Here is a 19,651-nt window from a genome sequence, read left to right as displayed (position 1 = left end):
CCCGCTCCCACAGGACCTAGGTCATCCCTGTGGGAGCGGGCTTGTCCCGCGATGCTTTTGACCTTTCAGCCGACGCGTGCCTCGCTGCGGGCATTCGACACCTTGCGGCAGTGCACCAGCGCATCGCGAATCATGAAGTTGACCAGGGTTGGTGACACGCCGAGTTCCTTGGCGATGTCCTTTTGCGGCACACCGTGCAAACGGTACATCTCGAACGCGTAACGGGTGCGTAGCGGCAACTCGCTCAGCGCGTCGGCAATATGCTCCAGCGTGGCGAAGTTGATGTGCGTGTTCTCGGGGGAGGCGCCGTGAACCACCACATGCAGCCCTTCCTCCTCGGTGCCGGAATACTTCAGCTCCATCGCCTGCTTGCGATAGTGGTCGATGGCCAGGTTGCGCACGATCTGGAACAGGTAGCTCAGTTGCGCCTTGAACGACGAAGTGATCTGCGGGGCCGAACCGAGCCGGAAGAATGCGTCCTGCACCACGTCCTCGGCGCGCGACCGACACCCGGTGATACGGGCGGCAATTTTCACGAGGATGCTGCGATTGTCGACGAACGCTTGGAGTAACGGTGAATCGCACTTACTTGTGGATAGTTGTTCCGCCATGGAAATCACCTTGTCTCGAAGAGGGAAGCGAAGCACTCCGCTTGAGGGGGGAGGCTTCCTGCGACGGACGACAAGCTATTCTTAATGATAATTATTGTCAAATGAGAAAAGAAGCGAACTCACGCGTTTTTCGGTTCTAAGCAACGCGCTGTGATCGGCTTCAAAAAACACCGGCCCAGGCGCTGTCGCAGCCGCTAATTATTTGCCCCGGTCATCCGTTCCCCTGTGTACATCCTCGATCCCGGTGCGCCGAGAGACGGTGCCTGCTGCCCGTCGTCCGCCGCCCCACGAGCCCCGATTTCACGTATAGACACTGGCAGGAACTCCCATGAAGGACGCCTTCGAACTCCCGGTTACGCTGGTCCAGGCACTGACTCAACGTGCGGCGCAGACCCCCGAGCGGGTAGCCCTGCGCTTTCTCGCCGAAGCGCCTGGCGACGAAGCCGTCCTCAGCTATCACGATCTCGATCGGCGTGCGCGCAGCATTGCCGCAGCCCTGCAGGCCAGCACCCAGGTCGGCGACCGGGCGATCCTGCTGTTCCCCAGTGGTCCGGATTACGTGGCGGCGTTCTTCGGTTGCCTGTACGCCGGGGTGATTGCCGTGCCGGCGTACCCGCCAGAGTCTTCGCGTACCCATCATCAGGAGCGCTTGCTGTCGATCATCGACGACGCCGAACCGCGTCTGCTGCTGACCCACAGCGCGCTGTGCGCAAGCCTGCGCAGCCTCGATGCGCTGGCCGCAGACAATGCCCCGCAATTGCTGGCGGTGGACAGCCTGGCGTCGACGCTGGCCGCCAGCTGGGTTGAGCCGCCGCTGCAGGCCGACGACATTGCCTTCCTGCAATACACCTCCGGCTCCACCGCACTGCCCAAAGGCGTGCAGGTCAGCCACGGCAACCTGGTGGCCAACGAAGTGCTGATTCGCCATGGTTTTGGCATCGACCTGAACCCCGACGACGTCATCGTCAGCTGGCTGCCGCTGTACCACGACATGGGCCTGATCGGCGGCCTGCTGCAACCGATCTTCAGCGGTGTGCCGTGCGTGCTGATGGCCCCGAGTTACTTCCTGGCCCGGCCGCAGCGCTGGCTGCAGGCGATCAGCGACCATGGCGGCACCATCAGCGGTGGCCCGGACTTCGCCTACCGGTTGTGCAGCGAGCGCGTCAGCGCCGCGGCACTGGCCAAGCTCGACCTGAGCAAGTGGCGTGTGGCCTTCTCCGGCTCCGAGCCGATCCGCCAGGACAGCCTCGACCTGTTTGCCGCGCGCTTCGCCGCCTGCGGCTTTGAATCCGGCAGCTTCTTCGCCAGCTACGGCCTGGCCGAAGCCACCCTGTTCGTCAGCGGTGGCGTGCGCGGCCAGGGTATTCCGCCGTTGTCGCTGGACGCCGCCGCGCTGGCACAGAACCGCGCCGAGCCGGGCGAGGGCAGCGTGCAGATGAGCTGCGGGCGCAGCCAGCCGCTGCATGCGGTGCAGGTGGTCGATGCGCAATCTCTTGAAGTGCTGCCGGACAACCGTATCGGTGAAATCTGGGCGGCCGGCCCGAGCATCGCCCACGGCTACTGGCGCAACCCCGAAGCCAGCGCGCGGACCTTCGTCGAGCAGGGCGGTCGCACCTGGTTGCGCACCGGCGACCTGGGCTTCCTGCGCGCGGGCGAGCTGTTCGTCACTGGTCGCCTGAAAGACATGCTGATCGTGCGTGGGCACAACCTTTACCCGCAGGACCTGGAACAGACCCTCGAACGTGAAGTCGACGTGTTGCGCAAAGGTCGGGTCGCGGTGTTCGCCGTCGACAACCAGGGCGAGGAAGGCATCGGCGTTGCCGTGGAAATCAGCCGCAACGTACAGAAGATCATCCCGCCAACGTCGTTGATCAAGACCCTGCGCCAGGTGATCGCCGATGCCTGCCAGCAGGCGCCGGCGGTGGTCTTGCTGCTCAACCCGGGCGCCTTGCCGAAGACCTCCAGCGGCAAGCTGCAACGCTCGGCCTGCCGCCTGCGAATGGACGATGGCAGCCTGGATTGCTATGCGCGGTTCCCGGATGCCCAGCAGGGCAGCGACACGGCTCGGGCCGCTCCGGAAAACGACCTGCAAGCGCTGATCGCCGGCCTTTGGTGCGAGCAGCTGAACGTTGCTGCCATCGCTGCCGACGATCACTTCTTCCTGCTTGGCGGCAACTCCATCGCTGCCACGCAGGTGGTTGCTCGCCTGCGTGACGTGCTCGGACTGGAGCTGGGCGTACGCGCGCTGTTCGATGCGCCGACCCTGGCCGGTTTTGCCGCAGAGGTCGCCCGCGTGCAGGCCGACGGCGGGGTGGTGCAGGGGGCGATCAGTGCCTTGTCGCGCACGCAGGCGTTGCCGCAATCGCTGGCGCAGAATCGCCTCTGGCTGACCTGGCAACTGGAGCCGCACAGCGCTGCCTACAACATCCCCGGCGCCCTGCGCCTGCGCGGCGAGCTGGATGCGGCGGCGCTGCGTAGCAGCTTCCAGACGTTGCTGGCGCGGCATGAATCGTTGCGCACATTGTTCGCCGAGGTCGATGGCCAGGCCGTGCAGCGCATTCAGCCCACCCTCGACTGGGACGTGCAGCATCTCGACCTCAATGGCGCTAGCGCCGCGCAAGTGCAGCAACGTCGCGAACTCGAAGCGCGGCAGCCGTTCGACCTAGAGAAGGGGCCGCTGCTGCGTGTGACCCTGGTGCAGCTGGGCAGCGAAGAGCACCAGCTCTGGGTGACGCTGCACCACATCATCGCCGACGGCTGGTCGATGAATATCCTCATCGACGAATTTTCCCGCCTGTACGCTGCGGCCGCTCAGGGGCAGCGTGCGGAACTGGCGGCCTTGCCCCTGCACTACGCCGACTACGGCAGTTGGCAGCGCCAGTGGCTGGCGCAGGGCGAGGCGCAGCGTCAGCTCGACTACTGGCAGCAGCAACTCGGCGGCGACCTGCCGGTGCTCGACCTGGCCAGCGATTTCCCGCGTTCGGCACGCACCCGCAAGAGCGCCACGCGCCTGAGCTTCACGCTCGACGCGGGGTTGGGTAACGCCCTGCGGCAAACCGCGCACGCCCATGACGCGACCCTGTTCATGTTGCTGCTGGCGGGCTTCCAGGCCCTGCTGCACCGCTACAGCGGCCAGGGCGAGATCCGTGTCGGCGTGCCGAATGCCAACCGTCCGCGCCTGGAAACCCAGGGCCTGGTCGGCTTCTTCATTAACACCCAGGTGCTGCGTGCACAGCTGCATAGCCGCCAGCCGTTCGCCGAGCTGCTGCGCCAGGTACGGCAGACCACCCTTGACGCCCAGGCCCACCAGGACCTGCCGTTCGAGCAGTTGCTCGAAGCGTTTCCGGCGGCTCGCGAGCAAGGTCTGTTCCAGGTCATGTTCAACCACCAGCAGCGTGACCTGAGCGCCTTGCGTCGGTTGCCGGGGCTGCTCGCCGACGAGCTGCCGTGGCACAGTCGCGAAGCCAAGTTCGACCTGCAATTGCACAGCGAAGAAGACCACCAGGGGCGGATTTCCCTGTCGTTCGACTACGCCGACGAATTGTTCCAGGCAGCCACCATCGAGCGCCTCGCCGGGCAACTGGTCGAACTGCTGCAACAGGTCAGTGCCACGCCACAGCTGGCGCTGGGCGACGTGCAACTGCTCGACGCGCAATCGCGCAGCCTGCTGCACAACTGGAGCGTGGCGCCGAATGCCGCCGCCAGCCAGTGGGTAGTGGAGCAACTCAACCGCCAGGCCAGCCTGCACCCGCAGCGCAGTGCACTGATCTGGGAGGGCGGCAGCCTCGATTACGCCCACCTGCATGCCCAGGCCAACCGTCTGGCGCATTACCTGCGCGACAAGGGCGTTGGCCCGGACGTATGCGTGGCGATTGCTGCCGAGCGTTCGCCGCAGTTGCTGATCGGTTTGCTGGCGATTCTCAAGGCTGGCGGTGCCTACGTGCCGCTGGATGTCGACTACCCGGCCGAGCGCCTGGCCTACATGCTCGCCGACTGCGGCGCGAGCCTGCTGCTCAGCCACACCGATGTGCTGGAGCGGCTGCCGCAGGTCGATGGCGTCAGTACCATCGCCATGGACCAACTCAAGCTCGACAGCTGGCCGTGCCAGGCGCCGGGCCTGCACCTGCAGGGCGACAACCTTGCCTATGTGATCTACACCTCCGGTTCCACCGGCCAGCCCAAGGGCGTCGGCAATACCCACGCGGCGCTGGCCGAGCGCCTGCAATGGATGCAGGACAGCTATGCGCTGGACGCGCAGGACGTGCTGCTGCAAAAGGCCCCGATCAGCTTCGACGTGTCGGTGTGGGAATGCTTCTGGCCGTTGAGCCAGGGCTGCCCGCTGGTGCTCGCCGGGCCCGGCGAACACCGAGACCCGCAGCGCATCGCCGAACTGGTGCAAACCCATGGCGTGACCACGCTGCACTTCGTTCCGGCGCTGTTGCAGGTGTTCGTTCAGGAGCCGCAGGCCGCCCGGTGCAGCAGCCTGCGCCGGGTGTTCTGCGGTGGCGAAGCGTTGCCGGCGGCGCTGCGTGAGCGGTTGTTGCAGGTATTGCCGCAGGTCGCCTTGCACAACCGCTATGGCCCGACCGAGACCGCGATCAACGTCACTCACTGGCACTGCCGCAGCGAAGACGGCCTGCGTTCGCCGATTGGCCGGCCGCTGGCCAATGTGCGCTGCCTGGTGCTTGACGGCGAACTCGAACAAACCCCGATAGGTGTACCCGGCGAACTGTGCCTGGGCGGGGCGGGGCTGGCGCGTGGCTACCTCGGGCGACCGGGGCTGACCGCTGAGCGCTTCATCCCCACAGCCAACGGCGAGCGGCTCTACCGCAGTGGTGACCGCGCGCGCTGGCTGGGCGATCTGCAGGCGCTGGAATACCTCGGCCGCCTCGATCATCAGGTCAAGCTGCGCGGCTTCCGCGTCGAGCCCGAAGAAGTGCAGGCCAGCCTGCTGGCCCAGGCCGGTGTCGAGCAGGCGCTGGTGCTGGTGCGCGACAGCGTCGCCGGCCCGCAACTGGTCGGCTACTACACGGGCGCGGTGGAACAGAACGAGGCGCTGCTGAGCCGCCTTGGCGCGCAACTGCCGGCGTACATGGTGCCGGCACAGCTGGTGCACCTGGCCCAGATGCCGCTCGGCCCGAGCGGCAAGGTCGACCGCAAGGCACTGCCCGAGCCGGTCTGGCAAACCCGCGTGCACGTCGAACCGAGCACGCCGTTGCAACAGCAGATCGCCGCGATCTGGCGCGACGTGCTCGGCCTGCCACGGGTCGGTCTGCAGGACGATTTCTTCGCCCTTGGCGGCCACTCGCTGCTGGCCACCCAGATCATTTCCCGCACCCGCCAGGCCTGCGACGTCGAGCTGCCGCTGCGGGTGCTGTTCGACGCCAGCGAGCTGGGCGCGTTCGCCGCGCAGATCGAACGTATCCAGCTGGCCGGCCAGCACAACCGGCAAGGCCCGATCGCGCGCGTCGACCGCAGCCAGCCGGTGCCGCTGTCTTACTCGCAGCAACGCATGTGGTTCCTCTGGCAGATGGAGCCGGACAGCCCGGCGTACAACGTCGGCGGCATGGTACGGCTGCGCGGGATGCTCGATGTCAGCCGTTTCGAGCAGGCCCTGCAAGCGCTGATCGTGCGTCACGAAACCCTGCGCACCACCTTCCCCAGCCGCGCTGGCGTGCCGTACCAGCAAGTCGCCAGCGACAGCACTCTGGCGATGAACTGGCTGGACTTCTCCGGCGACGCAGCCGAGTTGCGTCAGCAACGCCTGCAGGCCCTGGCCGACCAACAGGCGCACCAGCCGTTCGACCTGGAGTGCGGCCCACTGTTGCGCGCCTGCCTGGTCAAGGCCGGCGAGCGCGAACACTACTTCGTGCTGACCCTGCACCACATCGTCACCGAAGGCTGGGCGATGGACATCTTTGCCCGGGAACTCGGCGAGCTGTACGAAGCCTTCCTCGACGAGCGCGAATCGCCGCTGGAACCGCTGCCGGTGCACTACCTGGATTACTCGGTGTGGCAGCGCCAGTGGCTGGAAGCCGGCGAGCGCCAGCGTCAGCTCGACTACTGGACCGCCAAGCTCGGCGACCAGCACCCGCTGCTGGAGCTGCCGAGCGACCGCCCACGCCCGGCGGTGCAGAGCCACCGTGGCGAGCTGTACCGCTTCGACCTGAGCGACGAACTGGCCACGCGGGTGCAGGCGTTCAACGCTGCCCATGGCCTGACCTTGTTCATGACCATGACCGCCACCCTGGCGGTCTTGCTCTACCGCTACAGCGGCCAGCACGACCTGCGCATCGGCGCGCCGGTGGCCAACCGCATTCGCCCGGAAAGCGAAGGGCTGATCGGCGCCTTCCTCAACACCCAGGTGCTGCGCTGCCAGCTTGACGGGCAGATGCGCGTCAGCGAACTGATCGAACAGGTCCGGCAGACCGTGATCGACGGTCAGTCGCATCAGGACCTGCCGTTCGACCATCTGGTCGAAGCCCTGCAACCGCCGCGCAGCGCCGCCTACAACCCGCTGTTCCAGGTAATGTGCAACGTGCAGCGCTGGGCGTTCCAGCAACGCCGCGAGCTGGCCGGGATGCAGGTGGATTACCTGGTCAACGACGCCCGCGCGACCAAGTTCGACCTCAACCTGGAAGTCACCGACCTCGACCGCCGCCTGAGCTGCTGCCTGACCTACAGCTGCGACCTGTTCGACGAGCCGCGCATTGCCCGCATGGCCGCGCACTGGCAGCGCCTGCTGGCGGCGCTGGTCGCCGACCCGCAGCAACGCCTGTGCGAGCTGCCGTTGCTGGCAGCGGACGAGCAGCGTGCGCTGTTCGACAACCTGCGCGGCCAGCAGGACGCGCCGGGGCTGGAGCGTTGCATCCATGAACTGTTCGCCGAACAGGCCCGGCGCAGCCCCGCGGCCCGCGCGCTGACCTTTGCCGGCGCGCACCTGAGCTACGCCGAACTGGATGCTCAGGCCAACCGCCTGGCGCAGGTGCTGTGCGAGCGCGGCGTCGGCCCGCAAGTGCGTGTCGGCCTGGCGCTGGAGCGCTCGCCGATGCTGGTGGTCGGCTTGCTGGCGATTCTCAAGGCCGGCGGCGCCTACGTGCCGCTGGACCCGGAATACCCGCTGGAACGCCTGCAATACATGATCGAGGACAGCGGCATCGGCCTGTTGCTTGGCCAGCGCGCGCTGTTCGAGGCGCTGGCCGAGTTGCCGGACGGGGTGGCCCGCTGGTGCCTGGAAGACGACCAGGCGGCACTCGCCGGCTATAGCGCCGAGGCCCCGCTCTCACGCAGCCTGCCGGCGCATCAGGCGTACCTGATCTACACCTCCGGTTCCACCGGCAAGCCGAAAGGTGTGGTGGTCAGCCATGCTGAAATCGCCATGCACTGCCAGGCAGTGATCGAAGCCTTCGGCATGCGCAGCGACGACTGTGAGCTGCATTTCTATTCGATCAACTTCGACGCCGCCAGCGAGCGCCTGCTGGTGCCATTGCTGTGCGGCGCGCGGGTAGTCCTGCGGGCCCAGGGCCAGTGGGGCGCGGAAGAAATCTGCGCGCTGATTCGCCAGCAGAACGTCAGCGTGCTCGGCTTCACCCCAAGCTACGGCAGCCAGCTGGCGCAGTGGCTGGCCAGCCGCGAGGAAACCCTGCCGGTGCGCCTGTGCATCACCGGTGGCGAAGCGCTGACCGGCGAGCACCTGCAACGCATCCGCGGCGCCTTTACCCCGGCGCAGTTCTTCAACGCCTACGGCCCCACCGAGACCGTGGTCATGCCGCTGGCCTGCCTGGCCCCCGAGACGCTGGAAGCGGGCGCAGCCAGCGTGCCGATCGGCCAGGTAATCGGCGCGCGGCTGGCCTATGTGCTCGACGCCGACCTGGCGCTGCTGCCGCAAGGCGCGGTCGGCGAACTGTTCGTCGGTGGCGCCGGGCTGGCCCAGGGTTATCACGAACGGCCGGGGCTCAGCGCCGAACGCTTCGTCGCCGACCCGTTCAGCGAGACCGGCGGGCGCCTGTACCGCACCGGCGATCTGGTCCGTCAGCGCCAGGACGGGCTGATCGAGTACGTCGGGCGGATCGACCATCAGGTAAAGGTCCGCGGCTTCCGTATCGAACTGGGCGAAATCGAAAGTCGCCTGCTGGAGCACCCGGCCGTTCGCGAAGCGGTGGTGCTGGCGCTGGACATGGCTGGCGGCAAGCAACTGGCGGCGTACCTGGTCTGCGCTCAGGCGGCGGCCACGCCGGAAGAACAGGCCGCGCTACGCGACAGCCTCAAGGCGCAGCTGCGCATCAACCTGCCGGACTACATGGTCCCGGTGCACCTGGTGCTGCTGGCGCAGATGCCGTTGATGGGCAACGGCAAACTCGATCGCCGCGCCTTGCCGCTGCCGGACCTGGAACACGGCCGCCAGCACTATGAGGCGCCGCGCAGCGAACTGGAGCAGCAACTGGCCGGGATCTGGCGCGACGTGCTCAACGTCGAGCGGGTCGGCCTGCAGGACAACTTCTTCGAACTGGGCGGCGACTCGATCCTGTCGATCCAGGTGGTGAGCCGGGCGCGGCAGGTCGGCTTGCACTTCACTGCCCGTGACCTGTTCCAGCAGCAGACCGTGCAAACCCTGGCCACGGTGGTCAGCCGCAGTGAGCGGAGCACGGTGGAGCAGGGCCCGTTGAGCGGTGCGGCGGCGCTGACGCCGATCCAGCACTGGTTCTTCGACAGCGACATCCCGCACCGCCAGCACTGGAACCAGGCGGTGCTCCTGCAACCGCTGGAACAACTTGTCGGCACGACGCTGGAGCAGGCCTTGCAGGCGCTGGTGCAGCACCACGACAGCCTGCGCCTGCGCTTTACCGAGGCCGGCAGCCAGTGGCATGCCGAGTACGCCCAGGCCGACCAGCGCGAGCTGCTCTGGCAGGTCACGGTCGGCGATCTCGACGATTGCCAGGCGCTGTACTGCGATGTGCAGCGCAGCCTCGACCTGGGCAACGGCCCGTTGCTGCGTGCCTTGCTGGTCGACGATGCCCAGGGCCAGCAGCGCCTGTTGCTGACGGTGCATCACCTGGTGATCGACGGTGTGTCGTGGCGCGTGCTGCTGGAAGACTTGCAGGCGCTGTACCGCGGCCAGGCGCTGGCGGCCAAGACCAGTGCGATGGGCGACTGGGCGGCGCGCTTGCTGGCCTATGCCGGCAGCGATTCGCTGCGCGACGAACAAGCGTGGTGGCAGGCCCAGTTGAGTGCCACCAGTCGCGAGCTGCCGTGCGACCACCCGCGAGGGGCCAATCTGCACCGCCAGGCGCAGACCCTCAGCGTGCAGTTGAGCCAGGAGCAGACCCGGCAGCTGCTGCAGGACGCCCCGGCGGCCTACCGCACCCAGGTCAACGACCTGCTGCTGACCGCGCTGGCCCGCGTGCTGTGCCGCTGGAGCGGTGACAGCTCGGTGTTGGTGCAGTTGGAAGGCCATGGCCGCGAAACCTTGTTCGATGAAATCGACCTGACCCGCAGCCTCGGCTGGTTCACCAGTGCCTATCCGCTGCGTTTGAGCCCGGTGAATGTCGAGGAAGCCGCCGGCCAGGCTGCGTCGATCAAGACCATCAAGGAACAATTGCGCGCGGTGCCGCACAAGGGCCTTGGTTACGGCGTGCTGCGCTACCTGGCCGGTACACCGACCCGCGAGGCCATGGCCGCGCTGCCGCAAGCGCGGATCACCTTCAACTACCTCGGGCAGTTCGACCAGCAGTTCAGCAGCGATGCACTGTTCCAGCCGCTGGATGCCCCGGCCGGGGTCGCGCATGATCTGGATGCGCCGCTGCCGAACTGGCTGAGCGTCGACGGCCAGGTGTATGGCGGGCACCTGCAACTGCGCTGGACCTTCAGTACCGAACGCTATGCCGTGCAGACCATCGACGAGCTGTCGCGGGCCTATATCGGCGAGCTGGCCAGCCTGATCGAGCACTGCCGGCAGCCCGGCAACGGCAGCTTCACGCCAGCGGACTTCCCATTGGCGCAGCTGAGCCAGGAGCAGGTTGACGCCTTGCCGGTGCCGGCCGCGCAGATCGAGGATGTCTACCCGCTGACACCGATGCAGGAAGGTCTGCTGCTGCACACCCTGCTGGAGCCGGGCACCGGCATCTATTACATGCAGGACCGCTACCGGATCAACAGCGAGATCGACCCGCAGCGCTTCGCCCAGGCCTGGCAGGCAGTGGTTGCCCGGCATGAGGCGCTGCGTGCGTCGTTCTGCTGGAACGCCGGCGAAGCCATGTTGCAGATCATCCACAAACCGGGCAGCACCCCGGTCGACGTCCTCGACTGGAGCGCTGACCCGCAGGATCAGCACGAAGCGCGGCTACAGGCGCTGCACAAGGCTGAGCGCGAAGCCGGCTTCGATTTGTTGCAGCAGGCACCGTTTCACCTGCGCCTGATCCGCGTGGGGCAGGCGCAGTACTGGTTCATGATGAGCAACCACCACATCCTGATCGATGCCTGGTGCCGCTCGCTGCTGATGAACGATTTCTTCGAGATCTACATGGCCTTGGGCGAAGGCCGCGAGGCACAGTTGGCGCCGCCGCCGCGCTACCGCGACTACATTGGCTGGCTGCAGCAGCAGAACCTCGACGAGGCGCGCCAGTGGTGGCGCAGCAACCTCGAAGGCTTCGAGCGCACCACGGCGATCCCGAGCGACCGGCCGTTGCTGCGCGAGCATGCCGGCGATCACGGCGGCATGCGGGTGGGCGACTGCTACACCCGCCTCGACCGCCAGGACGGTGCGCGCCTGCGGGAACTGGCTCAGGCCCATCAGTTGACCGTCAACACCTTCGCCCAGGCGGCCTGGGCACTGCTGCTCAGCCGCTACAGCGGCGAGCGCGATGTGGTCTTTGGCGTCACCGTCGCCGGGCGGCCGGTGAGCCTGCCGCAGATGCAGCGCACGGTTGGCCTGTTCATTAACAGCATTGCTCTGCGCGTCACCCTGCCGGCGCCGGGCGCGCGTTGCTCGGTGCGCCAGTGGCTGCACGCTCTGCTGGAGCGCAACATGGATGTGCGCGAGTACGAATACCTGCCGCTGGTGAGCATCCAGGCATGCAGCGAGCTGCCCAAGGGCCAACCGTTGTTCGACAGCCTGTTCGTGTTCGAGAACGCGCCGGTGGAAGTGGCAGTGCTCGATGCCGCGCACAGCCTGAAGGCCACCTCGGACTCCGGGCGCACCCACACCAACTTCCCGCTGACGGCGGTGTGCTACCCGGGCGACGATCTGGGCCTGCACCTGTCGTTCGACCAGCGCTATTTCGACACGCCGACCGTCGAGCGGCTGCTGGCCGAGTTCAAGCGCCTGCTGCTGGCGCTGGCGGACAACTTCCATGGCGAGGTCGCCGACCTGCCGCTACTGGGCGAGCAGGAGCGCCGCTTCCTGCTCGACGAATGCAACCGCAGCGAGCGCAGCTACTGTCTGCAGCAAAGCTATGCCGAACTGTTCGAGGCACGTGTTGCCGCGCACCCGGCACGCACTGTGGCGCGCTGCCTGGAACAACAGTGGAGCTATGCCGAACTGAACCGCCACGCCAACCGTCTGGGCCATGCGCTGCTGGCCGCCGGGGTGGCCGTCGATCAGCCGGTGGCCGTGCTGGCCGAGCGCGACCTGCCGCTGCTTGGCATGATCGTCGGTTGCTTCAAGGCCGGCGCCGGCTACCTGCCACTGGATCCGGGCCTGCCGGCCTCGCGTCTGCAACGCATCGTCGAGCTGAGCCGCACGCCGTTGCTGGTGTGCAGCCAGGCGTGTGCGGCGCAGGCGGCGAGCCTGCTCGATGCCGTCGAGGCGGCGCGCCGACCGGCCCTGCTGATCTGGGAAACGGTGCAGGCAGGCGGCTTTGCCGAGGGCAATCCGGGGATCTACAGCGCCCCGGACAACCTGGCCTACGTGATCTACACCTCCGGTTCCACCGGCTTGCCGAAGGGGGTAATGGTCGAGCAACGCGGCATGCTCAACAACCAGTTGAGCAAGGTCCCGTACCTGGCGCTGGACGAGCACGACGTGATCGCCCAGACCGCTTCGCAGAGTTTCGACATTTCCGTCTGGCAGTTCCTGGCCGCGCCGTTGTTCGGCGCGCAGGTGGCAATTGTGCCGAACGCCATCGCCCACGATCCGCAAGGTTTGCTGGAGCATGTGCAGGCCAGCGGGATCACTGTGCTGGAAAGTGTCCCGTCGTTGATTCAAGGCATGCTGGCCAACGAGCGGCAGCACCTGAGCGGGCTGCGCTGGATGCTGCCGACCGGCGAGGCGATGCCGCCGGAGCTGGCCTGGCAGTGGCTGGAGCGCTACCCGCAGGTCGGTCTGGTGAACGCTTACGGCCCGGCCGAGTGTTCCGACGACGTGGCGTTCTTCCGTGTCGATGCGGCGTCGACCCGTGGCAGTTACCTGCCCATCGGCACGCCGACCGACAACAACCGCCTGTACCTGTTCGGCGACGACCAGGGACTTGTACCGCTGGGCGCGGTGGGCGAGCTGTGCGTGGCCGGTACTGGGGTGGGGCGCGGCTATGTCGGCGATCCGCTGCGTACTGCGCAGGTGTTTATCCCGCATCCGTTCGGCGCACCGGGCGAACGCTTGTACCGCACGGGCGATCTGGCGCGGCGGCGGCCGGATGGTGTGCTGGAGTACGTCGGGCGCATCGACCATCAGGTGAAGATCCGCGGTTACCGCATCGAACTGGGCGAGATCGAGGCGCGGCTGCACGAGCAGGTCGAGGTCAGGGATGCGGCGGTGGGCGTGCAGGAAGGCGTCAACGGCAAGCATCTGGTCGGCTACCTGGTGGCCGCCGATGGGCGTGCGGACACGGCGGCGCTGCTGGAACGGGTCAAGCAACGGTTGCGTGCGGAGTTGCCGGAATACATGGTGCCGTTGCACTGGGCCTGGCTGGCGGAACTGCCGCATAACGCCAACGGCAAGCTGGATCGCAAGGCCTTGCCGGCGATCGTGATCGGTCAGCAGCACCGTCAGGCGTACCTGGCGCCGCGTAGCGAGCTTGAGGCAACCCTGGCGGCGATCTGGGCCGATGTGCTCAAGGCGCAGCGGGTGGGGGTGCGCGACAACTTCTTCGAGCTGGGCGGTCATTCGTTGCTGGCCACGCAGATCGCGTCGCGGGTGCAGAAGGCGTTGCAGTTGAATATGCCGCTGCGGGCGATGTTCGAGTGCAGCACGGTGGAGGCGTTGGCGCAGTATGTGGAGGGGCTCAAGGCCAATGAATTGAGCGAGGACAAGGTTGATCGGCTCAGTGACTTGATGGCGGAGCTGGAGGCGCTCTGACGGGTCTCATCGCGGGACGAGCCCGCTCCCACAAAGATCACCTCGGATCCAGTGGGAGCGGTCTTGTCCCGCGATGCTTTTAGCGCTTACCGAAAATCTCCCCAAGCATCTCCGGCCGCGGCGCCCCTTGCAGGGTCTGCAACTGCTTCTGCTCATCCAGGTAGAAAAGTGCCGGCGTCGCCGACAAGCCCAGTTCCTCCATCAACGCCTGGTTCCCTTCCAGCTTGGCCTGTACCTCGGGTGGGATCTTCTCCAGCGGCTTCAGGGTACTCGCCTTGCCGGCTTTCTCATGCTGCGCCAGGGCCTGTTGCGGGTTCTTGCTGGCCAGCAATGCCGCCGACTTCGCCGGGCTGTCCTCGCGGATGATCCCGACCATGATGTGCCGCAACTGCACCTTGCCCGACTCCACCCACGGCCGCGCTTGCTGCCAGACCATGTTGCAATACGGGCAGTTCGGGTCGCTGAACATGTACACCACGCGCGGCGCATCGGCCTTGCCGTCGGCGATCCAGGCGGTGTTCTCGATCTTCGACCAGAGCGCCTTGCCCATCGGCGCATACACCAGTTTTTCCAGCGGCGCGGCACTCAGGTCGGTGCCCTGTTCGTCGAACAGACTGCCGACCAGCACGTGCTTGCCGTCCGGGGTCAGGTACAGGGCCATGCCACGGTTCTGGTACTGCGCCGCATACCCGCGCAAGCCGTTCGGCGCGTCGAAACTGCCAAGGATCTTCGCCCCCTTGGCCTCGATCTGTTGCACGGCCTTGGGCAACTCTTCAGCCATTGCCCAGGGGCTGGCGAACAGCCCCAGCGCCACGCTCAGGGACACTACTTTCATTGCGGATTCCTTTCAGGTTCGGCAGCGCCGGGTGCAGCGCTGCGGTCAATGGCGCCGAGGGCATGGCGCAGGCTGGCACGGGACAATTCGCCCAGGTGACTGCCAACCAGCCGGCCTTCGGCGTCGTAGAACAGGGTCGTCGGTAATGCCATCGAACCGACCTGCTGGGCCAGTTGCCCACCGGCATCGAACAGCACATGCGACAGATTCAGCCCGGTGGTGGCGAGGAAGGTGGTGACGATCTGCGGTGTCTCGCCCTGGTTGACGAAGACGAAGTGCATGTCCGGGTATTCATGCTGCGCCTGCTGCAACACCGGCATTTCGCGCCGGCACGGCGGGCACCAGGTGGCCCACAGGTTGATCACCAGCGGCTTGCCGCGGTAGCGCTCCAGTGCCACCGCCTGGCCCTGGGCGTCGAGCAGGCTCAGCTTCGGCAAACGGGTGTTCTGCTCATAGAGATTGCTCGCCCAACTGGCCAGCAACCAGAACAGCGCGCCGCTGAACAGCCCCCAGCCCAGCGGTCGGCGCAGCGCCGGGCGCCGCCAGCCGAACCACAGCGCGCCGAGCACCACCGCCAGCAGGCCGGCCCAACCGAGGAAGCCGCCGTCGCGGATGTCGACGATCTGCAGCGGGTCTTCGCGGTACATCGGCCAGTAGCTCAGGACAAAGCCCAGCCGCGCCGCCAGCAGGCCGAGCAGGAACAGGCTGAACAGGCTCGATTCGGGGTTGTCGCCGCCACGCTTGGCCACCCGCCAGCCGACCAGCGTCGCCAGGCCCAGGGCACACAGCAGCAACAGGTGGTCGAGGGCCATGGTCAGGGGGCCGAGGTTTACGGTCAGCATCAGCCTTGGCTCCTGGTGGCGGCCCACTGTTGCAGGAAGGTGGCGGCATCGACTTCGCCGGTAATCCGTTTGGCCCGGCGCTCAGTGCCCTCCGGGCCGATCCAGAGCATGCTGGGCGGGCCGGGCACCTGATAGCGTTGCAGCAGGTCCTTGCTGGCCGGGGTGTCGGCGGTCACGTCCAGGCGGATCAGGCGCACGCCTTGCAGCGCGGCGAGCACATCGGTACGGGCGAACACTTGTTTTTCCATGACCTTGCACGACACACACCAGTCGGCATAGTAGTCGAGAAATACCCATTGGCCCTGGGCCTTGGCCTCATCGAGCTGAGCGTGTAGCGCCGCCGGGGTGTTGACGGTGGTGAATGCATCGGCACTTGCCTGGCTCGCCGCGTTGCCCTGGCGCGAGCCGGCGAACGGCTGCAACGGCTGCCAGGGATCGTCGCCACCGGCGGCCGCACCGACAATGTTCAAGGCACCCCACAGGCCGATCAGCACCAGGGCCGGTTGCAGCGCGCGGAGCGCCTTGAGCGCCGGCCAGGCGCTCCAGGCCAAGGCCAGCAGCCAGGCGCCGGCCAGGCCCAGCCACAGGCTTGGGGCCAGCACGGCGCGCAGGGTGTACAGGGCCATGGCGAGGAAGACGAAGCCGAACAGGCCCTTGACCAGGTTCATCCAGGCGCCGGGGCGCGGCAGGAAGCGGTTGCCTAGCGTCACCAGCAACAGCAGCGGCAGGCCCATGCCCAGGCCGAGGGCGAACAGCACCAGCGCGCCGTGCACGGCGTTGCCACTTTGCGCGATGTAGAGCAGGGCGCTGGCCAGCGGGGCGGTCATGCACGGGCCCATCAGCAGCCCGGACAAGGCGCCGAGCAGCGCCGCACCATACAGGCTGCCGCCACGGGTATTGCGCCCGGCCCGTTCCAGGCCATCGCGCAGGAAACCCGGCAGTTGCAGTTCGAAGGCGCCGAACATCGGCAGCGCCAGCAGCACGAACAGGCCGGCGAGGGTGCCAAGCAGCCAGGGTTGTTGCAACCAGGCCTGCAGGCTGGCGCCGAGCAGGGCGGCCACCACCCCGAGGGCGGCATACACCAGCGCCATGCTCAGTACATAGCTGGCGGCCAGCGCCCAGCCACGGCGGGCGCTGGCGCCATTGCCCATGACCAGCCCGGCGAGAATCGGCAGCATCGGCAGCGAGCACGGGGTGAAGGCTAGCAATAGGCCGAGGCCAAAGAACGCCAGCAGGCCCCAGGCCAGGCCGTGCTCGCCGAGGGTGCCGGCCAGCGCCTGGTCGCTGGCCTGTGCCGGGGCGGCGCGCGCCGCGCCACCCAGGTCGACCAACGAGGTTTGCGGTGGGTAACACAGGCCGGCATCGGCGCAGCCTTGCCAGCCGAGCCGCAACTGACCGCTGGCCGAAGCGGGCAGGCGCAGTTCCAGCTCGCCGCGATAGACCTGGGTATCGCCGAAATACGGGTCGCTGTGGTTCAGTCCCGGCGGCAGCGCCGGCACCGCACTCGGCTCGATGCCGTCGAACTTCAGGCGTTTCTGGTACAGGTAATAGCCGTCGGTAATGTTCCAGTGCAGGCGCATGTCGCCGTTGGCCAGACGCTCGGTGCTGAACACGAAGGCCTTGTCCACCGCGAGGAATTCGCCCTGGGCAAACGGATGGGAAAACGGCTGGGCCTGGCTCAGTGAGCTGAACAGCGCCAGCAGGGCTAGCAGGAAAACACGCATGGGAAGGCCTTGGCAGTGCAATTAATGGCACAGCCTGCCCGGTGTCGATTAAGTCAGGGTTAACGTACGGCGATGGTCGGCCGGCAGGCGACGCTGGCCGGGATGCGCGGCATAATCCTGAGTTAATCTGCCGCTGCTGTACTGGCGGCCTTCGAACCGAGACCGAGCCCGATTCATGCACGTACTGCTTTGTGAGGATGATGAGCTGATCGCCAGCGGCATCGTTGCCGGCCTGAGCGCCCAGGGCCTGACCGTCGACCGCGTGGCCAGCGCCAGCGCCGCGCGGGCGATGCTGCAGGCGGCGCATTTCGATGTGATGGTGCTCGACCTCGGCCTGCCCGACGAAGACGGCCTGAAACTGCTGCAGCGCTTGCGCCAGCAGGGGCAGAGCCTGCCGGTGCTGATCCTGACGGCCCGCGATGCGGTCACCGACCGGGTCGATGGCCTGCAAGCCGGCGCCGACGACTATTTGCTCAAGCCGTTCGACCTGCGTGAGCTTGCCGCGCGCCTGCATACCCTGCTGCGGCGGGCCGCCGGGCGCTGCGTCAATGTGATCGAGCACGGCCCGTTGAGCTTCGACCCGAGCAACTGCGCAGTCAGCCTGGGGGGCCAGCCCGTGGACCTGTCGCGGCGCGAGCAGGCCCTGCTCCAGGCGCTGCTGCAGAATCGTGGCCGGGTGCTCTCCAGCGAGCAGCTCAAGGACAGCGTCTATGGTTTTGGCGACGAAGTCGAAAGCAACGCACTGAACGTGCACATCCACCACCTGCGGCGCAAACTCGGCAACGGCATCGTCGAAACCGTACGCGGCCTCGGTTACCGCCTGGGCCCGGCGCAATTGCCGGAGCAAGCCTCGTGATCAGCCTGCGCCTGCGCCTGACCCTGATCCTCGGCACCGCCTTCGTGGTGATCTGGGCCCTGGCGGCCGCCTGGATGCTGCGCGACCTGCGTCAGCAAATGATGTTCTCCCTCGACCAGCGCCTGGTGGCCTCGGCGCGGATGGTCGCCGGGCTGATCGATCAGTTGCCGCAACCGCTGACCAGCAAGGGCGAGGGCACCCGGCTCAGTGCCGACCAGCTCAGCGTGCCGGATGGCATGGCCTGCCAGGTCAGCTCGTTGCGCGGCGAGATCCTCGCGCGCAGCCACAACCACGCCGAGCAGACCCTCGACGACCAGCGCAGCGGCTTTCACGACCAGCTGATCGATGGTGCGTTGTGGCGCAGCTTCACCTACGCCAGGGGCGATGTGCGCATCACCACGGCCGACCGCCATCAGGAGCGCGAAGCGCTGAACCGCTCGATCCTGCTGGCCGCCTCGGCGCCGGTGCTGGTGGCCTTGCTCGGCAGCTTGGGGCTGCTCTGGCTTGGCGTCGGCAAGGGCCTGGCGCCGCTCAACCGGATGCGCGATGCCTTGCGCCGGCGCAGCCCGGATTCGCTCGAACCGTTGCAGGTGCGCGCCTTGCCGAGCGAGCTGCAACCGTTGCTGGAAACCCAGAACCAGCTGTTTCAGCGCATCGGCCAGACCATCGAGCGCGAGCGGCGCATGACCGGCGACGCGGCCCACGAACTGCGCAGCCCGCTGACCGCGATCAAGACCCACCTGCAGGTGGCGCGGATGACCGATGGCAGCGTGCGCGAGCAGGCCCTGGAACATGCCGAGCAGGGCGCCGACCGCCTGCACCGGACCCTGGAGCAGTTGCTGTTGCTGGCGCGGGTCGAGGGCAGCCTGTCGTTCGACGACGGTGTGGCCTGCAGCGCCGAGCAGGTCGCTCGCCAGGCCATTCAGGACGCCGGCCTGGGCGACAACCGGCGGATCACCTTGCGTGCGCCGAGCCAGGCGGCGCAGGTGATCCTCGACATGCCCAACGCGCTGGCCGTGGCGGCCCTGCGCAACCTGCTGGACAACGCCTTGCGCCACAGCGCCGCCGAGATGCCGGTGGAACTGCTGTTGCAGCTGGAAGCCGAGCGCGTGGTGTATTGCGTGCGCGACTACGGGCCAGGGATTGCCGAGCACGACCTGCAACACCTCACCCAGCGCTTCTGGCGCGACGCGCAAAGCAGCGGCTGCGGCTTGGGCCTGGCCATCGTCCAGGCGATTGTCCAGCGCTGTGGCTGTGCCTTGCACTTCGATAGCCAGGCGGATGGGTTGCGGGTCAGCCTGCACATGCCGATCCGCGGGTAAATCCTGTTACAGCGCCGCGGGCTTCTTCCGGCGGCTGGGTTACCGGGCCAGCGGCACGCCGCTGCGGTTTTGCGGGCTGCGCCTGCAAGCGATGCAGAAAACCTTCTGATGGCCGGCGCAGAACGCTAAATCCGCAGCCTGCTGGTGCGTTTTCCAAGCGAGAACATTTC

The 19,651-nt window shown here is 67.1% G+C and carries 7 protein-coding genes; 3 read left to right on the top strand and 4 right to left on the bottom strand.

What is annotated here, in order from left to right:
* Window positions 1-65 precede the first annotated feature (65 nt).
* A complete protein-coding gene (locus tag DCO48_RS02400; protein WP_116549012.1) occupies window positions 66-611 on the bottom strand; it encodes an RNA polymerase factor sigma-70 in 546 nt (181 codons plus the stop codon).
* Window positions 612-939: 328 nt separating this feature from the next.
* Here DCO48_RS02400 and DCO48_RS02395 point away from each other — a divergent pair, with 328 nt between their 5' ends.
* Window positions 940-13,902 carry a non-ribosomal peptide synthetase gene (locus tag DCO48_RS02395; protein ID WP_116549011.1) on the top strand — a complete coding sequence of 4,321 codons (12,963 nt, stop codon included), beginning with the start codon at window positions 940-942 and terminating at the stop codon, window positions 13,900-13,902.
* A gap of 79 nt (window positions 13,903-13,981) precedes the next feature.
* Here the strand turns inward: DCO48_RS02395 and dsbG are convergent, their stop codons facing one another.
* The 3 genes from dsbG to dsbD are packed head-to-tail and all read right to left on the bottom strand — an operon-like array spanning window position 13,982 to window position 17,303.
* A complete protein-coding gene (gene dsbG, locus DCO48_RS02390; protein ID WP_116549010.1) occupies window positions 13,982-14,737 on the bottom strand; it encodes a thiol:disulfide interchange protein DsbG in 756 nt (251 codons plus the stop codon).
* A complete protein-coding gene (locus DCO48_RS02385) occupies window positions 14,734-15,579 on the bottom strand; it encodes a TlpA disulfide reductase family protein (RefSeq protein WP_116549009.1) in 846 nt (281 codons plus the stop codon). The genes dsbG and DCO48_RS02385 overlap by 4 nt, the downstream gene beginning before the upstream one ends.
* Window positions 15,579-17,303, bottom strand: a complete 1,725-nt coding sequence (dsbD, locus tag DCO48_RS02380; protein WP_116549008.1) for a protein-disulfide reductase DsbD — start codon at window positions 17,301-17,303, stop codon at window positions 15,579-15,581. The genes DCO48_RS02385 and dsbD overlap by 1 nt, the downstream gene beginning before the upstream one ends.
* A 175-nt stretch (window positions 17,304-17,478) precedes the next feature.
* Here dsbD and DCO48_RS02375 point away from each other — a divergent pair, with 175 nt between their 5' ends.
* Together DCO48_RS02375 and DCO48_RS02370 are read left to right on the top strand one after the other, a co-directional pair.
* Window positions 17,479-18,159 carry a response regulator gene (locus DCO48_RS02375; RefSeq protein WP_116549007.1) on the top strand — a complete coding sequence of 227 codons (681 nt, stop codon included), beginning with the start codon at window positions 17,479-17,481 and terminating at the stop codon, window positions 18,157-18,159.
* Window positions 18,159-19,481, top strand: coding sequence for an ATP-binding protein (locus tag DCO48_RS02370; protein ID WP_116549024.1), 1,323 nt, complete (start codon window positions 18,159-18,161; stop codon window positions 19,479-19,481). The genes DCO48_RS02375 and DCO48_RS02370 overlap by 1 nt, the downstream gene beginning before the upstream one ends.
* Window positions 19,482-19,651 lie beyond the last annotated feature (170 nt).

This window comes from Pseudomonas sp. SDI (genome assembly GCF_003105155.1).
Classification (GTDB): Bacteria; Pseudomonadota; Gammaproteobacteria; order Pseudomonadales; family Pseudomonadaceae; genus Aquipseudomonas.
This window is presented reverse-complemented; position numbering and strand designations above follow the sequence as displayed.

What these genes read in the sequence shown, in the direction of transcription:
- DCO48_RS02400 (WP_116549012.1), bottom strand. Translation starts at nt 611, where the DNA reads ATGGCGGAACAACTATCCACAAGTAAGTGCGATTCACCGTTACTCCAA.
- DCO48_RS02395 (WP_116549011.1), top strand. Translation starts at nt 940, where the DNA reads ATGAAGGACGCCTTCGAACTCCCGGTTACGCTGGTCCAGGCACTGACT.
- dsbG (WP_116549010.1), bottom strand. Translation starts at nt 14,737, where the DNA reads ATGAAAGTAGTGTCCCTGAGCGTGGCGCTGGGGCTGTTCGCCAGCCCC.
- DCO48_RS02385 (WP_116549009.1), bottom strand. Translation starts at nt 15,579, where the DNA reads ATGCTGACCGTAAACCTCGGCCCCCTGACCATGGCCCTCGACCACCTG.
- dsbD (WP_116549008.1), bottom strand. Translation starts at nt 17,303, where the DNA reads ATGCGTGTTTTCCTGCTAGCCCTGCTGGCGCTGTTCAGCTCACTGAGC.
- DCO48_RS02375 (WP_116549007.1), top strand. Translation starts at nt 17,479, where the DNA reads ATGCACGTACTGCTTTGTGAGGATGATGAGCTGATCGCCAGCGGCATC.